We start from the raw sequence: 19,139 nt of genomic DNA, 5'->3' as shown, positions 1-19,139 counted from the left end.
CTGCATGAACTCAGACCTGTAACCCCTCCATCAAACAGCGCAACGCCCCCTTCACCCGCTCCGCCGCCGCCTGCGGATCGTCCTGGGCAATCACCCACATGCCACTGTCGCCCATCGCGCCGTTGATCAGGTGCGCCATGGCCACGGCGTCGAAGGCGCGCAGCCTGCCGGCCTGCTGCAACTCCACCAGCCCCTGGGCCATGGGCCCGATGTAGCTGGCTTCCTCCAGCTCGCGCAGGCGTGGGCCGAGCACCCCGGGGGCGTCCTGCAGCAGGATGCGCCGCAGGGCCGGCTCGTGCAGCAGGTCGTAGTAGTACAGGCAGGTGTCGATATAACCCTCCCACGGGTCGTCGTGGGTGGCGTAGCGGGCGTCGATCGCCTGGTTGATCTCCTCGAGCAGGTGCTCCACCACCGCGGTGAACAACCCGGCCTTGCCGCCGAAATGGTGGTGCAGGGCCCCTCGGGTGAGGTCGGCTTCGGCGCACAGCTCGTCCATCACCACGGCGGCAAAGCCCTTTTCGGCGAACTGGCGGCGGGCGACGGCGATCAGCCGTTCGGTGGTGTCCGCGCTCATGGCGGCGCGGCTGCGGCGAGGGGTGGGCATGGGGGGCTCCGGGTAAAAAGCGGTGGCTGCAAGTTAGCATACGTTGCGTATGTCAATAAATGGCATTAGCATACGCGGCGTATGTCAATTGGAGGTGGCTACCGTGACTGCCCTCGTTTCACCCAAGAATGTTGCCTGGCTGGGCGAGCTGCCCGGCCTGTTGCGCCTGGCGCTGCCGCTGGTGCTGGGCCTGTCGGCGGCCGAGCTGATCAGCCTGACCGATACCGTGCTGTTGGCCTCGCTGGGCACCGTGGTGCTGGCCTGTGTCGCGCTGACCAGCAGCGCCGGGTTGATCTTCCATGCCGGGCTGTACGGCATGCTTGCTACCCTGAGCGTGCGCGTCGGCCATGCCTACGGCGCCGATGATCCCGGCACCGTGGCGCGCACGCTGCGCGCCGGGCTGGGTTATGGCCTGTTGGTGGGCATTCTCGGCTGCCTGGCGATGCTGGCCTGTCTGCCCTTGGTGCAATGGCTGGGCGTGCCGCTGCCCGACGTGGCGCTGCTGACGCCGTACTGGCAGGCGATGGCGGTGTTCCTGATCCCGTACTGCCTGGCGGTGGTGTTCAAGGATGTGCTGGAAGCCATCGGCCGGCCCTGGGTGGGCGTGCTGCTGGTGATGAGCGCGGTGCTGTTCAACATTCCGCTGAGCTACGGGCTGATCCACGGCCATTTCGGCCTGCCGGCGCTGGGCCTGCTGGGCGCGGGCGTCGCCGGGGTGATCGCCGAATCGCTGGCGGTGCTGCTGGCACTGGCCTATTGGCGCCTGGCGCCTTCGCTGGCGCGTTACCGTCAGGCGCCACAAGGACCGCAGTTGAGCTGGCGCACGCTGCTGGGCGAGGGCTGGCCGCTGGGCCTGGGGTATCTCGCCGAGGCCGGCGCGGTGGTGATCGCCGCCTGGATGCTCGGCTGGCTGGGCAATGCGGCCCTGGCGGCCAACCAGGTGGTGCAGTCGATCGGCGCTTTGCTGTACATGCTGCCGCTGGGCATGGCCGCGGCGGTGAGCATCCGCATCAGCCAGGCCCAGGGCCGCGGCGAGACGGCGCGCATCCGCGCCATCGGCAGCGCCACCTTCGCCAGCGTCACCGCCTGGATGCTGGTGGCCACCGTGCTGCTGGCGCTGTTCGGTCGCTCCATCGCCGAAGCCATGAGCGACGACCCGCAGGTGATCGCCATCGCCGTGCCGATGTTCGTGGTGGTCGCGGCCATGCAGGTGGCTGACGGCCTGCAGTCCACGGCACTGGGCGCCTTGCGCGGCCTGCAGGACTACCGCTGGCCGGTGGGGGTGACCATGGTCAGCTACTGGTTGCTGGCGCTGCCGCTGAGCTACTGGCTGGCCTTCCACTCCTCGCTGGGCGCGGTGGGTGTGTGGGTCGGTTTCGCCTGCGGCCTGGCCGTGGCTGCGGTGCTGCTGCCGTGGCGGTTCTATCGGTTGCAGGCGATGCCCGCCACGGCGGCACTGGCTCAGCCCTGATAGAACACCGCCAGCCACACCGTGGCCACGCCGGCCTCGGTCCATTCCACCCGGTGGCGGCAACCGGGCGGGATGTCCAGATGGTCGCCGGGGCGCAGTACGCGGGTGTGTGGCTCGTGCTCCAGGCGCAGCCCGGCGCTGCCGCTGAGCACGACCACCCATTCGCCCTCGGCCTGGTCGTACCAGAACCCCGGCGGGCTGGCCTGGCCGCTGGAGACGATACGCTCGATGCGCAGGCCCGGGCGCCGCAGCAGGTCGGTAAACTGCTCGTCGGCGTCGGGCGCGAGCGGGGGCAGGGCAGTGAACAGGTTGTCGGGCATGGGCGTCTCGCGAGGTTGATTCCAGCCGGTGATTGTAGGAAGGTTTCGGCCTTTGCCCCATGGAAGATTGACGATGGACAAGCTGCTGGCTCTGAAGGTGTTCATGGCCACCGCCGAGGCCGGCGGCTTTTCCGCCGCCGCGCGCAGGCTCGGGGTGGCGACCTCCTCGGTGACCCGCCAGGTCGACGCCCTGGAACTGGAACTTGGGGCCAGCCTGCTCAATCGCTCGACCCGCCAGGTCAGCCTGACCGAAGCCGGCGCCAGTTACTACCAGCGGGCCCGCGAGATCCTCGAGGCCCTGGCCGAGGCCGACGCCAGCGTCGCCGACCGCGGCGAAGAGCCGGTCGGCGTGTTGCGCCTGTGCCTGCCGGTGGAATTCGGTCGCCGGGTGATCGCCCCGCACCTGGGCGCGTTCCTCGCCCGCCACCCGGCACTGGAGCTGGACATCGACCTGAGCGACCGCTTCGACGACCTGCTCGATGGCCGCTACGACCTGAGCATCCGCCTCGGCGAGCCGGCGCCCAGCGATGACCTGGTGTGTCGCCCGCTGGGGCGTTTCGAGCGCTGGCTGGTGGCCAGCCCGACGTACCTGCGACAGCAGCCGCCGCTGAGCGAGCCACAGCAACTGGCCGCGTGCGCCTGCCTGCGTTTTCGCTACGGCCAGTCGGCGCGGCCCTGGCGGTTGAGCCGGGGCGAGCAGCGTCTGGAACTGGACGTCAACGGCCCGTTGCGCAGCGCCAACGCCGACCTTTTGCGCGAGGCCGCGATTGCCGGCAGTGGCGTGGCGCTGCTGGCCGACTGGCTGGTGCGTGAGGATGTCGAGGCCGGGCGCCTGCAACGGTTGTTTGCCGATTGGACGGTGAGTCCGGGGGCGGCCAGCGCCAGCATCAACGCCCTGTACCTGCCCAACCACCGCGGCTCGCGCCGGGTCATGGCGTTCGTCGCCTTCTGCGAGGAACTGCTGGTCGGCTGAGGCGTTGCGCGCCACGCAAAGGCCCGTTGCGCGGGCGATGGATTCTCGCCGGGGCGCTTGTCCGTCACCCTTCGCGCACATCCTTTCGCAAGCCGAGGTACCCTCGAATGAATCCCTCCCTCGCCGTCGCCCAGGCATCGGCCCCGGGCCTGAGCCGCGCCCTGGTGACGCTGCTGGCGTTCTGCTGCGGCGCCATCGTCGCCAACATCTACTACGCCCAGCCCATCGTCGGCCTGATCGCGCCGGACCTGGGGCTGTCCACCGAGCGGGCCAGCCTGATCGTGTCCCTGACCCAGATCGGCTACGCCCTGGGCCTGTTGTTCCTGGTGCCGCTGGCCGACCTGCTGGAGAACCGCCGGCTGATGATCGCCACGGCGGTGCTGGCCACCGGCAGCCTGTTGCTGGCCGGCACCAGCGGCCACGGGCAGGGCGAGATATTCCTGCTGTACGCGCTGCTGATCGGCTTCAGCTCGGTGGCGGTGCAGATGCTGATACCGCTGGCGGCGCACCTGGCGCCGGAGCGCGAGCGTGGCCGGGTGGTCGGCAACATCATGGGCGGGTTGTTGCTGGGTATCCTGCTGGCGCGGCCGCTGGCGAGCCTGGTGGCGGATCACTTCGGCTGGCGCGCGGTGTTTGTTGGTGCCGCCGGGGTGATGGTGGCGATCATCCTGCTGCTGGCGCTGACCTTGCCGCGCCGGGTGCCGGAGCACAAGGCCAGCTATGCCGGGCTGATGGCCTCGTTGTTGGTGCTGTTGCGCCGCCATCCGGCGTTGCGCCAGCGGGCGTTGTACCAGGCGCTGATGTTCGCCGCGTTCAGCCTGTACTGGACGGCAGTGCCACTGGCGCTGGCCAGCGAGCACGGCCTGTCGCAGAGTCAGATCGCGCTGTTTGCCCTGGTGGGGGCGGTGGGCGCGGTGGCGGCGCCGCTGGCCGGTCGGCTGGCCGATGCCGGGCATGCGCGGCGCGCTTCGCTGCTGGCGATGGCCCTGGCGCCGCTGGCGTTATTGCTTGGCTTGAGCGCGCCGGGCGCCAGCGTGATCGGCCTGGGGTTGACCGGGGTACTGTTGGATTTCGCCGTGCAGATGAACATGGTCATCGGCCAGCGTGAGGTATACGCGCTGGATCCGGCCAGCCGTGGTCGGCTGAATGCCTTGTACATGACCAGCATCTTCCTCGGCGGCGCGCTGGGCTCGGCGCTGGCCAGCGGGGTGTATGCGCAGTACGGCTGGAGCGGCGTGGCGTTGCTGGGCGCGGGGCTGCCGACGGTCGCGCTGGCGGTGTTCCTGAGCGTTTCCCGGCGTTGATCCCGGAGCGTCTATCGTCCCAGCGGCAGGGCCACGCCGATCAGCGCGAACAGGCTCCCGCAGCAGCGGTTGAACCCGCGGCCGCCCTTGGCCAGCCACGGGCGGATGCGAAACGCCAGGCGTGCCAGCAGGTACTCCACCAGGCATTCGACACTGGCGAAGGTCGCCGCCATCACCACGAACTGCACCAGCAGGCCGCGCTGCGGATCGATGAACTGGGGCAGGAATGCGCCATAGAACAGCAGTACCTTGGGGTTGGCCATGGCCGATAGGCAGCCCTGGCGGAACAGCCCGGCATTGCTCAGTGCCACGCCGCCGCGCGGTTGCTCCAGGTGCAGCGCCGGGGTTCGCCACAGCTGGATCCCCAGCCAGACCAGGTACGCCCCGCCGACCCATTTAAGCACCGTCAGCACCGAGGCCGAGGCCTGCAGCAGAGCGCTCAGGCCGAACATGGTCAGGGCGATCAGGGTGCTGAAACCCAGCACGCCGCCGAGGATGGTGAACAGCGTGCGACGGGCGCCGTACAGCGCGCCATGGGTCAGGGCCAGCAGGCTGTTGGGGCCTGGGGTCAGCGACAGGCCGATGCTGGCGAGCAGGTAGATGAGCCAGGTGTCGAGTGCCATGGGGGAGCCTTGTGGGTGTGCAGGGCGCCAGTGTAGGGCAGGGCAGTGGAAATGCAGGGTAGTATGTGGTCATTGAATGGTTATATCTGGACATTCCACAATGACACCCGACCTACGCCTGCTGATCCTGCCGCTGCCGGAGTTCGCCCTGCTGCCGTTCGGCGCGTTCCTCGACAAGCTACGCTTCTCCGCCGACGACGAGGACTACAGCCGCCAGCGCTATTGCCGCTGGACCGTGCTCGGGCTGGACCGGGAGCCGGTGGTTTCCAGCAGCGCGGCGATTGTCCAGGTCGAGGCAACCCCTGCGGACATCCGTTGGGATGACTACGACCACCTGGTGCTGTTCGGCGGGCGCAACGCCAGTGCCACGGCGGCCTTGGCGCCGCGCTACAAGGCCTTGCTCAAGCAGGCGAGCAAGGCCGGGGTGAAGCTGGTGTGTGTCGACAACGCGGCCTTCCTGTTGGCGGCCTGTGGCCTGCTGGATGGTCACCAGGTGGTGGTGCACTGGCGCCATGAGGCGGAGTTTCGCCTGGCCTTTCCCCGCGTGCGCCTGCTGACCGGGCAACTGTTCTGCTTCGACGGTGAGCGCATCACCTGTGCCGGCGGCACGGCGGCCATCGACCTGGCGGTGGAGCTGATCGCCCGCGCCAGTGGCCGTGCCCGGGCGCTCAAGGGCCTGGCCGATATGCTGGTGGACGAGAGCCGGGACAGCCTTCACGCCTTGCGTTCGCTGGACGCCGGGGTCGGACAGGGGCGCCAGGTGCAGCGGGCCACGGCGCTGATGCGCCACCACCTGGCGGCGCAGCTGCCGGTGGAGGCGCTGGCAGCGGAGCTGGGCATCAGCCGGCGCCAGCTCGACCGCCAGTTCCAGGCCTGCCATGGCATGAGCGCCAAGGCCTGGTGGCAGGAACTGCGCCTGCAGCAGGTGCGCTGGCGCTTGCTCAACTCCAGCCACAGCCTGGCGCAGATCGCCGATGAGGTGGGAATGGGGGATGCCAGCTACCTGGGCAAGTGGGTGCGGCGGCGGTTTGGTTGCACGGCGCTGGCGTTGCGCAATTCGGGCCATGCGCCGCCCCTGTAGGAGCGGCCTTGTGCCGCGAAAGGGCTGCGCAGCAGCCCCTGTCTCGGTGAAACGCTGAAATTGCCGGGGCCGCTTTGCGGCCCTTTCGCGACGCAAGGCCGCTCCTACAGGGACGGCGCATGGCAAGTCCTACTGCGGCGTACCGAACAACCCCGTCCAGTAGATTCCGGCATCGCTCTTCGGATCCACCGCATACGCCGCCCCCAGCTCGCGGAAGTCCGGGTTCATCAGCGTGGCGCAGTGCCCCGGGCTTGCCAGCCAGCCATCGACCACCTTGCGCGCGGTGTCGCGGCCGGCGGCGATGTTCTCGCCGATCTGCCGGTACAGGTAGCCGGCCAGCTCCGCCCGGTCGCCCGGGGTGCGGCCATCGCGGTCGATATGGTCGAAGAAGTTCTGGTTGGCCATGGCCCGGGTGTGGTTGGCGGCCACGCCCGCCAGGGTCGTGCTCCAGGCCAGCGCCGGGGCGGCGGCGAAGGGCTGGCCGCCGCACTGGCGGGGCAGCTTGCGCGCGGCGTTGATCTCCTGCAGCAGCTTCTGCCCTTCGGCCTGCCAGTCGCCCAGACGGGCGCTGAGCAGCGGCCGGGCCAGGACGATGCGCCAGTCGCGGCCCTCCTGGCTGACGCCAATGTCGACGAACTGCGGATCGAGCACCACCTGGCAGAAGCTCTCCTCGATGGCCTTCATCGCCGCCTGGGCGTCCCGTGGGCCGGACAGGCTGATGGCCTGGACGTTGACCATCGGGTAGGCGGCGCGGGTCATGGCCTGCTGCAGGTCGCGGGTGCCTTCGGGCGACAGCGCCAGGCGGGTGTCGCTGTTGAGCGGCGGCAGCTCCAGCGAGGCTTCGCCACCACAGCGCTGGGCCTGGCTGCGGTAGACGTTGATCGTATCGATCAGTTGCGCCTCTTCACCGGTGAAGGCCTGGGCGCTGGTCGCGGCGAGCAGGCCCAGCGTCAGGCCGATGAGGCAGGCAACGGATGGGACGCGCATGTGGATCTCCCTGTAACTGGCAGCGTCTGGATCTGCGCTGCCCATCCTACACAAGCGCAAGGCTTTTGGCCCGGCCCTGTGCAGTGTGAAAAAAGCGAGCCTTGACAATCGATTGCGGTCGGCAAAAGAGGGGGTAGACCGCTGGTCGGCGAAAAAGTGCGATGGTTTGGTAATAATTCGCACTATCAGCTAGAAACACTACTCAGTCACTCTAGGTTTCTCACTCGCCAGGAAGGCCTCTACCCATTGTCCGGGAGCCCTCCATGGCACGTACCTGTCCGTATCAATCGACCCTGCTGGCGCTTTGCTGTTCCGTCGCCGTCGGCGCCCATGCCGCCGATGGCGCCATCGAGCTGGATGCCACCGCCATCAACGCCGAGGCGCTCAAGGCCCCCGCCGGCGAGCTGCCCGAACCCTACGCCGGAGGCCAGGTGGCCCGGGGCGGGCAGATGGGCGTGCTGGGCAACCAGGACATGATGGACGTGCCGTTCACCATGACCAGCTACACTGCGCAACTGATCGAGGAGCAACAGGCCGAGGATGTCGGCGACGTGCTGCTCAACGACCCGTCGGTGCGCCAGTCGTTCGGCTTCGGCAACCAGTCCCAGGTCTTCGTCATCCGTGGCCTGCCGCTCAACGGCGACGATGTGGCGTTCAACGGCCTGTACGGCGTGCTGCCACGGCAGATGATCTCCACCGATGCGGTGGAGCGGGTCGAGGTGTTCAAGGGACCCAATGCCTTTCTCAATGGCGCCAGCCCCACCGGCACGGGCCTGGGCGGCAACGTCAACCTGCAGCCCAAGCGTGCCGGCGACACCCCGACCCGCCGTTACACCCAGGACATCAGCAGCGACGGGCGCATCGGCGAGCATCTGGACATCGGTCAGCGCTTCGGCGCGGACAATCGCTTCGGCGCGCGCCTGAACCTCTCGCAGCGCGAGGGCGAGACCGCAGTCGATGACCAGGACCAGCGCAGCAAGCTGTTCGTCGCCGGCCTCGACTACCGCGGCGACAATTTGCGCCTGTCCGGTGACTTCGGCTACCAGAAGCAGCGGGTCAACCATATGCGCAACTCGGTGCGCCTGGGCGCGGGACTGACCGATATCCCCCGTGCGCCGGACGCCGACCACAATTACGGCCAGGACTGGGCCTGGACCGAGACCGAGGACACCTTCGGCATGGTTCGCGGCGACTACGACTTCAACGACAACTGGAGCGGCTACCTGGCCGGCGGCGTCAAGCACACCCACGAGAACGGCTTCTACGGCACGCCGATCCTCACCGACGCGGCGACCGGTGCCGCCACCATCGGCGGCTCTAAGATCCCCCACAACGAGGACAACACCACCTTCATGGGCGGTATCAACGGCCGCTTCCAGACCGGACTGGTCAGCCACCAGCTGAATATCGGCGCAGCGAGCATCTGGACCCAGCAGGAGAACGCCTTCGTCTTCTACAACTCCCAGGCCACCAACATCTATCGCACTGACCCGCTGCCCAAGCCGACCACGCCGACCTTCGTCGGCGGCAAGCTGGACGACCCCGGCGTGACCGGCAAGACCCGCAACCGCAGCATCGCGGTGTCCGATACCGTGGGCCTGTTCGACGACACGCTGCTGCTCACCGTGGGCGTGCGCCGCCAGCAACTGCGGGTCGAAGGCTATGCCTACGACGGCCCCGGCCCGGATCTGGGGCGCAATGCCTTCTACGATGAAGCAGTCACCACCCCGGTGTATGGCATCGTCTACAAGCTCAACCCGTCGGTCTCGCTGTACGCCAATCGCATCGAGGGCCTGGCCCAGGGGGCCACGGCATCCGGGCAGGTGATCAACGTCGGTGAGGTGTTCCCGCCGGCCAAGACCAAGCAGGTGGAGGCGGGGGTGAAGCTCGACTACCAGCGCTTCGGCGCCAACCTGGCGGTGTTCCGCATCGAGCGGCCCACCGATGGCTTCGTCGAGGGCAACGTGTTCGTCCAGGATGGCGAGCAGGTCAACAAGGGGCTCGAACTCAGCGTGTTCGGCGAGCCGCTGCCGGGGTTGCGGCTGATGGCCGGTGGCACGCGCATGGACACCGAGCTGAAGAACACCCAGGGCGGCACGGCCGATGGCAACCATGCCGTCGGGGTGCCAACCTTCCAGCTCAACGCCAGTGTCGACTGGGACGTGCCGGGCCTGGAGGGGGTGGCGCTCAATGCGCGCATGCTGCGCACCGGCGGGCAGTACGCCAACCCGGCCAACACCCTGAGCCTGCCGACCTGGAACCGCTTCGACGTCGGCGCGCGCTACCGCTTCAAGGTGCAGGAGAAGGCCGTGACCTTGCGGGTCAACGTGGAAAACCTGACCGACAAGAACTACTGGGCCTCGGCCAATGGCGGGTACCTGACCCAGGGCGACCCGAGGCTGGTGAAGTTCTCGGGAACCCTGGATTTCTGACGTCGGTGCCGGCGGCGTGACCTACCAGAGCGCCACCGCCGCCGCCCCGACCACCCGGCCGAATACCGCCAGCGCCGTGTCCACGTCCGCTTCGCTGGTGTAGCGCCCGAGGCTCAGGCGCACGCTGTTGCGCGCCTGGCGCTCGTCGAGGCCGAGGGCCAGTAGCACGTGGGACGCGGCGTTGCTCGCAGAATTGCAGGCCGAGGTGGTGGACAGCGCCAGCTCGCCGGCCAGGGCCAGGCTGTTGAAGCCCTTGGCGTCGATGCACAGGTTGAGGGTGTGGGGAATGCGCTGTACCGCGCAGCCGTTGAGGGTGACCCCGGGCAGGGCCAGCAGGCCGTCGCGCAGGCGCCGCGCGAGCTGCTCCAGGCGCTGGTACTCCGCCTCGCCGGGCTGGCCGGCCAGGTCGAAGGCGCTGCCCATGCCGACGATCTGGTGGGTGGCCAGGGTGCCGGAGCGCAGGCCGCGCTCATGGCCGCCGCCGTGCATCTGCGCACGCATGGCCGGGCGGGCGCGGGGGCCGACGTAGAGGGCGCCGATGCCCTTGGGGCCGTAGACCTTGTGCGCCGAGAACGACATCAGGTCGACGGCCTGGTGCGCCAGGTCGATGCGGACCTTGCCCACCGCCTGCGCCGCGTCCACATGCAGCAGGGCGCCATGGTCGCGGACCAGCTCGCCGATGCGGGCGAAGTCGGTCACGGTGCCCAGTTCGTTGTTCACCGCCATCAGCGACACCAGGCGCGTGTCCGGGCACAGCGCGGCCTGCACGGCCTCGGCCTGGATCAGGCCATGGGCGTCGGGCGCCAGGCGGGTCACCGTCCAGCCCTGGCGCTCCAGTTCGGCGGCGGTGTCGAGAATGGCCTTGTGTTCAAGCTGGCTGGTCAGCAGGTGGCCCGGCTGCGCGAAGCCTTGGGCGATGCCCTTGAGTGCCAGGTTGTTGGATTCGGTGGCGCCGGAGGTCCAGACCAGATCGTCCGGCTGGGCGCCGACCTGCTCGGCCACCTGGCGGCGGGCCTGCTCGACGGCCTCGCGGGCGGCCTGGCCATGGAAGTGGCCGCTGGAGGCGGGGTTGCCGAAGTTCGCCTCGCGGCCCAGGCAGGTGAGCATGGCGGCAATGACCCGGTCATCGACCGGAGTGGTGGCGGCGTAATCGAAGTAGAGCGGGGTGCTGGGCATGATCGCGGGCGGGTCCGTGCGTGGACGCCGCCTGTCGGCATCCATGGACATCATCCTAGGCAATTGCCGATATGAATGTTTTTCCTTTTTCCCGTTCCAGGGCGATATTCGAAAAAAATTCTATTCTTTTTTGCTATGTGGTTAGAATTTTTTTCTTGCCTGGATCAGAGCAATTGCCACGGTGCCTGCTTGGTGATCATCACCAGCACGATCAGGAACATGCCGGCAAACCCCGCCACCCCCATCCACAGCCAGGGACTGTACAGTCGCTGATAGTCCTCACCCAGCGCGGTGCCATGCTTGACGGCCTGGGCGGCGAGGCGCTGCATGCGTGTCTGCAACAGCAGCACCGGCAGCCACAGGGCGCCCACCATGAAGAAGATCAGCAGCGCGCCCTGCAGCCAGTCCGTGGACCACGGCATGCCGGTCATGCTGACCATGGCGTAGCCGGTCAGCAACTGCAGGACCCCGGCGGGCGTGGTGATCCAGGCATCGAAGCGCACCACCATCCTGGCCACGGCGGCGATCACCCGTGGGTCGCGGCTGCGGTTAGCGGCGATCAGGTACAGGTACGAGCCCATGCCGAAACCGAACAGGAACACCGCGGCGATCACATGCAGGTACTTGAGCAGCAGGTAGCTCATCTCAGCCTCGCCCGTGCTGGAAGCTGACGCTGTAGCGCACCTTGTCCGGCTCGCCGATGGCCGCCAGGTACTGCTCGACACTGATCTCGCCGACGCAGGGGCGGGCGCCCGGGGCCGGGGTGTAGCCCTCGATCACCCTGGCCATCAGCGCCACCGCCGCGCAGCTGGGGATCTCCGGGCCCTTGTCGTCACTGGCGCTGACCTGAGCCTGCAAGCGCAGCGGCTGGCCCTGCAGGTCCAGGCCGCGGACATCCAGGTACATCGCACTCATGCCATCGCCAAAGCGCTCGAAATGGCCGCCCAGGCGATGCAGGCGCCGCGCCCAGGGCAGCGGGTCGCGCACCAGGCCGCACTTGACCAGCAACGCCAGCGCGGCATTGGCCAGGCCGCCGGCCATGAGCCCGGAGCCGGCCTTGAACGCCAGGTCCCGGGCGCCGTAGCGCTCGGCGAAGATGTCCATGTCCGGCACATCGACGTTGTTCAACAGGCGCCGGCCCAGGCCGGGCAGGTGGCGCAGCTGCAGGCCGAGCCAGCCGTCCACGGCGTGCGGGCGTCCGTCGCGCCACTGGCGGATCGGCCGCCCGGCGTAGGCCAGCACGCCCTCGATGGTGGACAGGCCGGGCATCTTCGCCGAGGAGGAAATGCCGTGTTCGATACGCTCTATGCGGCTGAAGTGATGGCGCTGTTCGTCGAGGATCGCCGACGACAGGCTGGGCACCGAGCTGCAGCCGCTGAGCAGCGCGACATTGGCCTGGCGGGCGCGGGCGTCCAGGCGCTCGATACCGTTGACGAACACCCGGCAGTCGGAGAGGTCGCAATAGCTGGCGCCCACCTCGATGCAGGCTTCGGCCACGCTATAGGGCTGGCCCTGGAAGGGGCCGCCAGTGTGGATCACCCAGTCGATGCGCAGCGCGCGCAGTGCGTCGGCAAAGCCGGGAGCCATGGCGTCGCCGCACCAGCTTTCGCTGCCGCTCAGTTGGGTGGCCAGTTGGGCAAGGCTGTTGGCGTTACGGCCGGCGATCACCAGTTGCACGGCGGGCATCTGCTGCAGGTGGCGGCAGATGATCCGGCCGAAGTTGCCGTAGGCGCCGATCACCAGGATTCTGCGGGACATGCGGGGGTCCTTGTGCATGTGTCGGGAAGGAAAGGCTGATTCACATCTCCCTGTAGGAGCGGCCTTGCGCCGCGAAAGGGCCGCAGAGCGGCCCCAGCGATCTTTGCATCAACACTGAGATCCTGGGGCTGCTCTGCAGCCCTTTCGCGGCGCAAGGCCGCTCCTACACAGGGGGCAACGCGGGGCTGGATTCAGCCTTCGTAGCCCAGGTTCGGCGCCAGCCAGCGTTCGCTGACGCTGACATCCTGGCCCTTGCGCGCGCTGTACCGCTCGATCTGGTCCTTGTCCACCTTGCCCACGGCGAAGTACTGCGCCTGCGGGTGGGCGAAGTACCAGCCGCTGACCGCCGCCGCCGGGAACATGGCGAAGTGCTCGGTGAGGAACACGCCGCTCGGGCCGGTCTCGCCGATGGCGGTGCCGTCGAGCAGGCGGAACAGGGTTTCCTTCTCGGTGTGGTCCGGGCAGGCCGGGTAGCCTGGGGCAGGGCGGATGCCGCTGTACTGCTCCTTGATCAGCGCCTCGTTGTCCAGGTGCTCGTCCTTGGCATAACCCCAGTGCTCTTTGCGCACCTGCTCGTGCAGCCACTCGGCGCAGGCCTCGGCCAGGCGGTCGGCCAGGGCCTTGACCATGATCGAACTGTAGTCGTCACCCTTGTCCTGGTAGGCCTTGGCCACTTCCTCGGCGCCGATGCCAGCGGTGGTGATGAAGCCGCCGACATAGTCGGTCACGCCGCTGTCTTTCGGCGCGACGAAGTCGGCCAGCGACCAGTTCGGCTTGCCGTCGGGCTTGATGGTCTGCTGGCGCAGGTGGTGCAGGGTGGCCAGGGTCTCACCGTCGTCGCCGTATACCTCGATGTCGTCATGTTCGACCTGGTTGGCCGGCCAGAAGCCGAATACCGCGCGGGCGCTTATCAGCTTTTCGTCGATCAGCTTGTCGAGCATCTCGCGGGCGTCCTGGTACAGCGCCGTGGCGGCCTCGCCGACCACTTCGTCGGTGAGGATGCGTGGGAACTTGCCGGCCAGGTCCCAGGAGATGAAGAACGGCGTCCAGTCGATGTACTCGGCCAAGGTGCGCAGGTCGATGTCCTCCAGCACCTTGACGCCGGTGAAGGAAGGCACCGCGGCCTGGTAGGCGGCCCAGTCGTACTGCGGCTTGGCGGCGATGGCCTGGGCGTAGCTCAGGCGCTCGGTGCGGGCGCTGCGGTTGGCGGTGCGCTCACGTACCTCGACGTATTCCTGGCGGGTCTTCTCGACGAAGCCGCTCTTGAGTTCCTTGGACAGCAACTGTGTCGCCACGCCCACCGCGCGCGAGGCGTCGGTGACATAGACCACGGCGTCGTTCGAGTACTTGGGCTCGATCTTCACCGCCGTGTGGGCCTTGGAAGTGGTGGCGCCACCGATCATCAGCGGCAGGTGGAAGTCCTGGCGCTGCATTTCTCGGGCGACGTGGACCATCTCGTCCAGCGACGGGGTGATCAGGCCGGACAGGCCGATGATGTCGCATTTCTGCTCACGAGCGGTCTGCAGGATCTTCTCGGCCGGGACCATCACGCCCATGTCGACGATGTCGTAGCCGTTGCAACCGAGCACCACGCCGACGATGTTCTTGCCGATGTCGTGCACGTCGCCCTTGACCGTGGCCATGAGGATCTTGCCCTTGGCCTCGGGCTTGTCGCCTTTCTCGGCCTCGATGAACGGAATGAGGTGGGCCACGGCCTGTTTCATCACCCGCGCCGACTTGACCACCTGGGGCAGGAACATCTTGCCGGCACCGAACAGGTCGCCGACCACGTTCATGCCGCTCATCAGCGGGCCTTCGATGACTTCGATCGGGCGTGCCGACTGCTGGCGGCACTCTTCGGTGTCTTCGACGATATAGGCGGTGATGCCCTTGACCAGCGCATGCTCGAGGCGCTTGTCCACCGGCATCGAGCGCCATTCTTCGTTCTCGACTTCCTTGGTGGCGCCGCCGCCCTTATAGTCGTCGGCAATCGCCAGCAGGGCGTCGGTGCCGTGCGGGGTGCGGTTGAGCACCACATCCTCGACCTTCTCGCGCAGGGCGGCGGGGATCTCGTCGTAGATCTCCAACTGGCCGGCGTTGACGATACCCATGGTCAGGCCGTTCTGGATCGCGTGGTAGAGGAAAACCGAGTGGATCGCCTCGCGCACCGGGTTGTTGCCGCGGAACGAGAACGACACGTTGGACACGCCGCCCGAGCTCAGGGCATACGGCAGGTGGTCGCGGATGTAGGCGCAGGCTTCGATGAAATCGACGGCGTAGTTGTTGTGCTCTTCGATGCCGGTGGCGACGGCGAAGATGTTCGGGTCGAAGATGATGTCTTCCGGCGGGAAGCCCACCTCGTTGACCAGGATGTCATAGCTGCGCTGGCAGATTTCGCGCTTGCGCGCGGCGGTGTCGGCCTGGCCGACCTCGTCGAAGGCCATCACCACAACGGCGGCGCCGTAGCGCTTGCACAGGCGGGCGTGATGCTTGAATTGCTCGACGCCTTCCTTCATCGAGATCGAGTTGACGATGCCCTTGCCCTGGATGCACTTCAGGCCCGCCTCGATCACCTCCCACTTGGAGGAGTCGATCATGATCGGCACCCGTGAGATGTCCGGCTCGCCGGCGATCAGGTTGAGGAAGCGGACCATGGCGGCCTGGGAGTCGAGCATCCCTTCGTCCATGTTGATGTCGATCACCTGGGCGCCGGCCTCGACCTGCTGCAGGGCGACTTCCAGGGCCTCGGTGTAGTTCTCCTCGCGGATCAGCCGGGCGAACTTGGCGGAGCCGGTAATGTTGGTGCGCTCGCCGACGTTGACGAACAGCGACTGGCGATCGATGGTGAACGGCTCCAGGCCCGACAGGCGGCAGGCCTTGGGGATCTCCGGGATCTCACGCGGCTTGTACTTGGCGACCGCCTCGGCGATGGCCTGGATGTGCGGCGGGGTGGTGCCGCAGCAGCCGCCGATGATGTTGAGAAAGCCGCTGGCGGCGAACTCCTCGACCACCGCGGCCATTTCCGCCGGGGTCTCGTCGTACTCGCCGAAGGCGTTGGGCAGGCCGGCGTTGGGGTGGGCGGACACATGGGTGTCGGCCTTGGTCGCCAGCTCTTCCAGGTACGGGCGCAGGTCCTTGGCGCCGAGGGCGCAGTTCAGGCCGACGGAGATCGGCTTGGCGTGGCGCACGGAGTTCCAGAACGCCTCGGTGGTCTGGCCCGACAGGGTACGGCCGGAGGCGTCGGTGATGGTGCCGGAGATCATGATCGGCAGTTCGACGTCGTCCTCCTCGAACACCTGCTGCACGGCGAAGATCGCCGCCTTGGCGTTGAGGGTGTCGAAGATGGTCTCGATCAGGATCAGGTCGGCGCCGCCCTCGATCAGGCCACGGGTGGCCTCGATGTAGTTTTCCACCAGTTCGTCGAAGGTGACGTTGCGGTAACCCGGGTCGTTGACGTCGGGGGAGATCGAGCAGGTGCGGCTGGTCGGGCCGAGCACGCCGGCGACGAAGCGCGGCTTGTCCGGGGTCTCGAGGGTCTTGGCGTCGGCCACCTGGCGGGCGATGCGCGCGCCCTCGACGTTGAGCTCGTACACCAGCGCCTCCATGCCGTAGTCGGCCTGGGAAATCTGCGTGGCGTTGAAGGTGTTGGTCTCGAGGATATCGGCACCGGCGTCCAGGTAGGCTTTCTCGATCGCGGCGATGACATCCGGGCGGCTGAGCAGCAGCAGATCGTTGTTGCCTTTGACATCGCTTGGCCAATCGGCGAAGCGCGTGCCACGATAGTCGTGTTCCTCGAGGCGGTAACTCTGGATCATAGTACCCATGCCGCCGTCGAGGATCAGGATGCGCTCTTTGAGTGCTTTCTGGAGTGCTTGGTAACGAGCGCTGCGGTCGGACATAGGAACTACCTGGTCGGGCAAATATCAGAAGGTGCCGAATAATAACAAAGCTGCACGGATTTTAGGCGTACCGCCCATTTGCATGAATTTCCCTCATGTTGGCGCAGCGCCCCAACACCTCAGGACCCGCCAGGCACATCGTGATGGCTTTCAAGAACCAGGACATTCGGCACATGTTGCATCGCATACTTGCCAGCGCCTTCGCCCTGCTCCTCAGTGGCGCGGCGTTCGGGCAGGCCCCCCAATCGAGCCCGACGATTTCATACACCCGGGATATCCAACCGATCTTCACCGAGAAGTGCGTGGCTTGCCACGCCTGCAACGACGCCGCCTGCCAGCTCAACCTGGGCAGCGCCGAGGGCGCCGAGCGCGGCGCGTCCAAGGTGCCGGTCTACCAGGGCGAACGCAGCCAGGCGGTGCCCACCACGCGGCTGTTCTACGACGCCCGCGACGAAGCCGGCTGGCGCAAGCAGGGCTTCTATTCGGTGCTGGACAAGCAGGGCAGCCAGGCGGCGCTGATGGCGCGCATGCTCGAGCTGGGCCACAAGACCCCGCTCACGCCCAATGCCAAGCTGCCCGAGGAGATCGTCCTGGGGCTCAACCGCAACAACATGTGCCCGTTGCCCCACGAGTTCGACGCCTACGCCGGCGCCCACCCCAAAGAGGGCATGCCGCTGGCGGTCACCGGCCTGACCGACCAGGAGTACCAGACCCTGCAGCGCTGGCTGGCGGCGGGGGCTCCGGTCGAAAAGACGCCAATCCAGCCGAGCACGGCAGAGGCGAAGCAGATCGCCGACTGGGAAGAGCTGCTCAACCGCCCGGGCTCGACCGAGGCGCTGGTGGGCCGCTGGCTGTACGAGCACCTGTTCCTGGCGCACATCCACTTCGTCGGCGGTGAGCCCGGACACTTCTTCCAGTGGGTGCGCTCGCGCACGCCGAGCGGCCAGCCGGTGGACCTGATCGCCACCCGTCGGCCCAACGACCCGCCGGGCACCGATTTCTACTACCGGTTGATCCCGGTACAGGGTGTGATCGTCCACAAGACCCACATTACCTACCCGATGGGGCCGCAGAAGCTCAAGCGGGTCAAGCAGCTGTTCTACAGCGGCGACTGGCATGCCTCGTCGCTGCCCGGCTACGGCCCGCGTCATCGCGCCAACCCGTTCGAGACCTTCGAGGCGATCCCGGCGGTGGCCCGCTACCAGTTCATGCTGGACAACGCCGAGTACTTCGTCCGCACCTTCATTCGCGGCCCGGTATGCCGCGGGCAGATCGCCACCGACGTGATCCGCGACAACTTCTGGGCGCTGTTCCAGGAACCGGCCCACGACCTGTACATCACCGATGCCCAGTACCGGGGCGAGGCCACGCCGTTGCTGGCCATGCCCGGGCAGATCGACGACGTCGGCAGCGTGCTGAGCCTGTGGCACGCCTACCGTGACAAGCGCAACGAGTACGAGGCGCTGCGCCGCGAGGCCTATGCCGAGCAGCCGGCGCCAAGCTGGTCGACCCTGTGGGCCGGCAACGACAACGCGCTGCTGAGCATCTTCCGCCACTTTGACAGCGCCTCGGTGACCAAGGGCCTGATCGGTGACGTGCCGCTGACCATGTGGCTGTTCGACTACCCACTGTTCGAGCGCACCTACTACCAGCTGGCGGTGAACTTCGATGTGTTCGGCAACGTCTCGCACCAACTGCAGACCCGCCTGTACTTCGACCTGATCCGCAACGGCGCCGAAATCAATTTCCTGCGGCTGATGCCGGCCGGCAAGCGCGGCGAGATCCTCGGCGACTGGTACCAGAACAGCGGCAAGGTGAAGATGTGGATGGACTACGAGGACATCGACACCAGCACCCCGAGCGCACTGAAGCTGGATAAGCACGACCCCAAGCGTGACTTCGGCCTGAAGCTGCTGCAGCGCACCGGCAGCCTGAACGTGGCGCCCGACCCGATCAACCGCTGCCAGGGCGCCTATTGCTCACGGCCCGGCCAGTCCCAGGAGTTCCGCGACGTCGAGCAGTCGCTCAGCCGCCTGGTGTCGCGTCCGGCTGCGGGGCTGAAGGTGATCGGCCAGTTGCCCGAGGCAACCATGCTGCGCATCGAAGGGCAGGGTGGCCAGCGCCAGGTCTACAGCCTGCTGCGCAACCGCGCCCACAGCAACGTGGCGTTCCTGCTCGGCGAGGCCTACCGCTACCAGCCGGGGCTGGACACCCTGACCCTGTACCCGGGCGTGCTCAGCAGCTATCCCAACTTCATCTTCAACATCCCGGTGGCCGATGTCCCGGAGTTCGTCGAGGACATGGAGGCGGCGCGGGACGACACGGCGAGGTTCGAGCGCATCGTCATGCGCTGGGGCGTGCGTCGCAGCCATCCCGAGTTCTGGCGCTACTTCCATGACCTGAACAGCTACATCAAGGAGACCGAGCCGGTGGAGGCGGGGGTGCTGGACATGAACCGCTACGAGAACCTCTGATCGGTTGGCCGGGACTTTCCCGGCCTGTTGCGGTCGT

The 19,139-nt window shown here is 67.4% G+C and carries 14 protein-coding genes; 6 read left to right on the top strand and 8 right to left on the bottom strand.

From position 1 onward, the window contains the following. Window positions 1-10 precede the first annotated feature (10 nt). Entirely contained in the window at window positions 11-604 is a 594-nt protein-coding gene (locus V0R62_RS03940) for a TetR/AcrR family transcriptional regulator (protein WP_198745134.1), read from the bottom strand. Between the two features lie 103 nt (window positions 605-707). Here V0R62_RS03940 and V0R62_RS03935 point away from each other — a divergent pair, with 103 nt between their 5' ends. Continuing rightward, on the top strand, window positions 708-2,075 hold the full coding sequence (locus tag V0R62_RS03935; protein WP_330102836.1) for an MATE family efflux transporter: 1,368 nt from the start codon (window positions 708-710) through the stop codon (window positions 2,073-2,075). Here V0R62_RS03935 and V0R62_RS03930 read toward each other — a convergent pair. After that, on the bottom strand, window positions 2,066-2,395 hold the full coding sequence (locus V0R62_RS03930; RefSeq protein ID WP_330102835.1) for a cupin domain-containing protein: 330 nt from the start codon (window positions 2,393-2,395) through the stop codon (window positions 2,066-2,068). The genes V0R62_RS03935 and V0R62_RS03930 overlap by 10 nt on opposite strands. Window positions 2,396-2,468: 73 nt before the next feature. On the opposite strand from V0R62_RS03930, the gene V0R62_RS03925 reads away from it, so the two are divergent. After that, window positions 2,469-3,368 carry a LysR family transcriptional regulator gene (locus tag V0R62_RS03925; RefSeq protein WP_330102834.1) on the top strand — a complete coding sequence of 300 codons (900 nt, stop codon included), beginning with the start codon at window positions 2,469-2,471 and terminating at the stop codon, window positions 3,366-3,368. A 107-nt stretch (window positions 3,369-3,475) separates the two neighbouring features. Next, window positions 3,476-4,672, top strand: coding sequence for an MFS transporter (locus V0R62_RS03920; protein ID WP_330102833.1), 1,197 nt, complete (start codon window positions 3,476-3,478; stop codon window positions 4,670-4,672). 11 nt (window positions 4,673-4,683) lie between these two features. On the opposite strand, the gene V0R62_RS03915 is transcribed toward V0R62_RS03920, so the two are convergent. After that, window positions 4,684-5,295 (bottom strand): LysE family translocator, encoded by a 612-nt coding sequence (locus V0R62_RS03915; RefSeq protein ID WP_260271611.1) that lies wholly within the window; start codon window positions 5,293-5,295, stop codon window positions 4,684-4,686. 100 nt (window positions 5,296-5,395) lie between these two features. Here V0R62_RS03915 and V0R62_RS03910 point away from each other — a divergent pair, with 100 nt between their 5' ends. Next, a complete protein-coding gene (locus V0R62_RS03910; protein WP_330102832.1) occupies window positions 5,396-6,376 on the top strand; it encodes a GlxA family transcriptional regulator in 981 nt (326 codons plus the stop codon). 129 nt (window positions 6,377-6,505) lie between these two features. Here the strand turns inward: V0R62_RS03910 and V0R62_RS03905 are convergent, their stop codons facing one another. Further along, a complete protein-coding gene (locus tag V0R62_RS03905; RefSeq protein ID WP_330102831.1) occupies window positions 6,506-7,363 on the bottom strand; it encodes a CAP domain-containing protein in 858 nt (285 codons plus the stop codon). A gap of 263 nt (window positions 7,364-7,626) precedes the next feature. Between V0R62_RS03905 and V0R62_RS03900 the strand changes: the two genes are divergently transcribed. Next, window positions 7,627-9,795, top strand: a complete 2,169-nt coding sequence (locus V0R62_RS03900; RefSeq protein ID WP_330102830.1) for a TonB-dependent receptor — start codon at window positions 7,627-7,629, stop codon at window positions 9,793-9,795. Between the two features lie 21 nt (window positions 9,796-9,816). On the opposite strand, the gene V0R62_RS03895 is transcribed toward V0R62_RS03900, so the two are convergent. The 4 genes from V0R62_RS03895 to metH form a co-directional block, all read right to left on the bottom strand. Further along, entirely contained in the window at window positions 9,817-10,971 is a 1,155-nt protein-coding gene (locus V0R62_RS03895; RefSeq protein WP_330102829.1) for a cysteine desulfurase family protein, read from the bottom strand. A gap of 164 nt (window positions 10,972-11,135) precedes the next feature. Then, entirely contained in the window at window positions 11,136-11,615 is a 480-nt protein-coding gene (locus V0R62_RS03890) for a DUF2269 family protein (RefSeq protein ID WP_330102828.1), read from the bottom strand. A 1-nt stretch (window position 11,616) separates the two neighbouring features. After that, on the bottom strand, window positions 11,617-12,729 hold the full coding sequence (locus V0R62_RS03885; RefSeq protein WP_330102827.1) for a saccharopine dehydrogenase family protein: 1,113 nt from the start codon (window positions 12,727-12,729) through the stop codon (window positions 11,617-11,619). Between the two features lie 191 nt (window positions 12,730-12,920). Further along, on the bottom strand, window positions 12,921-16,628 hold the full coding sequence (gene metH / locus V0R62_RS03880) for a methionine synthase (RefSeq protein ID WP_330102826.1): 3,708 nt from the start codon (window positions 16,626-16,628) through the stop codon (window positions 12,921-12,923). 173 nt (window positions 16,629-16,801) lie between these two features. Between metH and V0R62_RS03875 the strand changes: the two genes are divergently transcribed. Beyond that, window positions 16,802-19,102: a fatty acid cis/trans isomerase gene (locus V0R62_RS03875; protein ID WP_330102825.1), complete on the top strand. Its 2,301-nt coding sequence runs from the start codon at window positions 16,802-16,804 to the stop codon at window positions 19,100-19,102. The last annotated feature ends 37 nt before the right edge of the window (window positions 19,103-19,139 follow it).

It is taken from the genome of Pseudomonas carassii (assembly GCF_036324045.1).
Classification (GTDB): Bacteria; Pseudomonadota; Gammaproteobacteria; order Pseudomonadales; family Pseudomonadaceae; genus Aquipseudomonas; species Aquipseudomonas peradeniyensis.
The sequence above is the reverse complement of the archived record's forward strand: the minus strand, read 5'-3'. Positions and strand labels throughout refer to the sequence as shown.

Excerpts from the sequence above, each read along its gene's own strand:
- V0R62_RS03925 (WP_330102834.1), top strand. The coding sequence starts at position 2,469 with ATGGACAAGCTGCTGGCTCTGAAGGTGTTCATGGCCACCGCCGAGGCC.
- V0R62_RS03910 (WP_330102832.1), top strand. The coding sequence starts at position 5,396 with ATGACACCCGACCTACGCCTGCTGATCCTGCCGCTGCCGGAGTTCGCC.
- V0R62_RS03895 (WP_330102829.1), bottom strand. The coding sequence starts at position 10,971 with ATGCCCAGCACCCCGCTCTACTTCGATTACGCCGCCACCACTCCGGTC.
- V0R62_RS03890 (WP_330102828.1), bottom strand. The coding sequence starts at position 11,615 with ATGAGCTACCTGCTGCTCAAGTACCTGCATGTGATCGCCGCGGTGTTC.
- V0R62_RS03905 (WP_330102831.1), bottom strand. The coding sequence starts at position 7,363 with ATGCGCGTCCCATCCGTTGCCTGCCTCATCGGCCTGACGCTGGGCCTG.
- V0R62_RS03875 (WP_330102825.1), top strand. The coding sequence starts at position 16,802 with ATGTTGCATCGCATACTTGCCAGCGCCTTCGCCCTGCTCCTCAGTGGC.
- metH (WP_330102826.1), bottom strand. The coding sequence starts at position 16,628 with ATGTCCGACCGCAGCGCTCGTTACCAAGCACTCCAGAAAGCACTCAAA.
- V0R62_RS03930 (WP_330102835.1), bottom strand. The coding sequence starts at position 2,395 with ATGCCCGACAACCTGTTCACTGCCCTGCCCCCGCTCGCGCCCGACGCC.
- V0R62_RS03940 (WP_198745134.1), bottom strand. The coding sequence starts at position 604 with ATGCCCACCCCTCGCCGCAGCCGCGCCGCCATGAGCGCGGACACCACC.
- V0R62_RS03920 (WP_330102833.1), top strand. The coding sequence starts at position 3,476 with ATGAATCCCTCCCTCGCCGTCGCCCAGGCATCGGCCCCGGGCCTGAGC.
- V0R62_RS03915 (WP_260271611.1), bottom strand. The coding sequence starts at position 5,295 with ATGGCACTCGACACCTGGCTCATCTACCTGCTCGCCAGCATCGGCCTG.
- V0R62_RS03885 (WP_330102827.1), bottom strand. The coding sequence starts at position 12,729 with ATGTCCCGCAGAATCCTGGTGATCGGCGCCTACGGCAACTTCGGCCGG.
- V0R62_RS03900 (WP_330102830.1), top strand. The coding sequence starts at position 7,627 with ATGGCACGTACCTGTCCGTATCAATCGACCCTGCTGGCGCTTTGCTGT.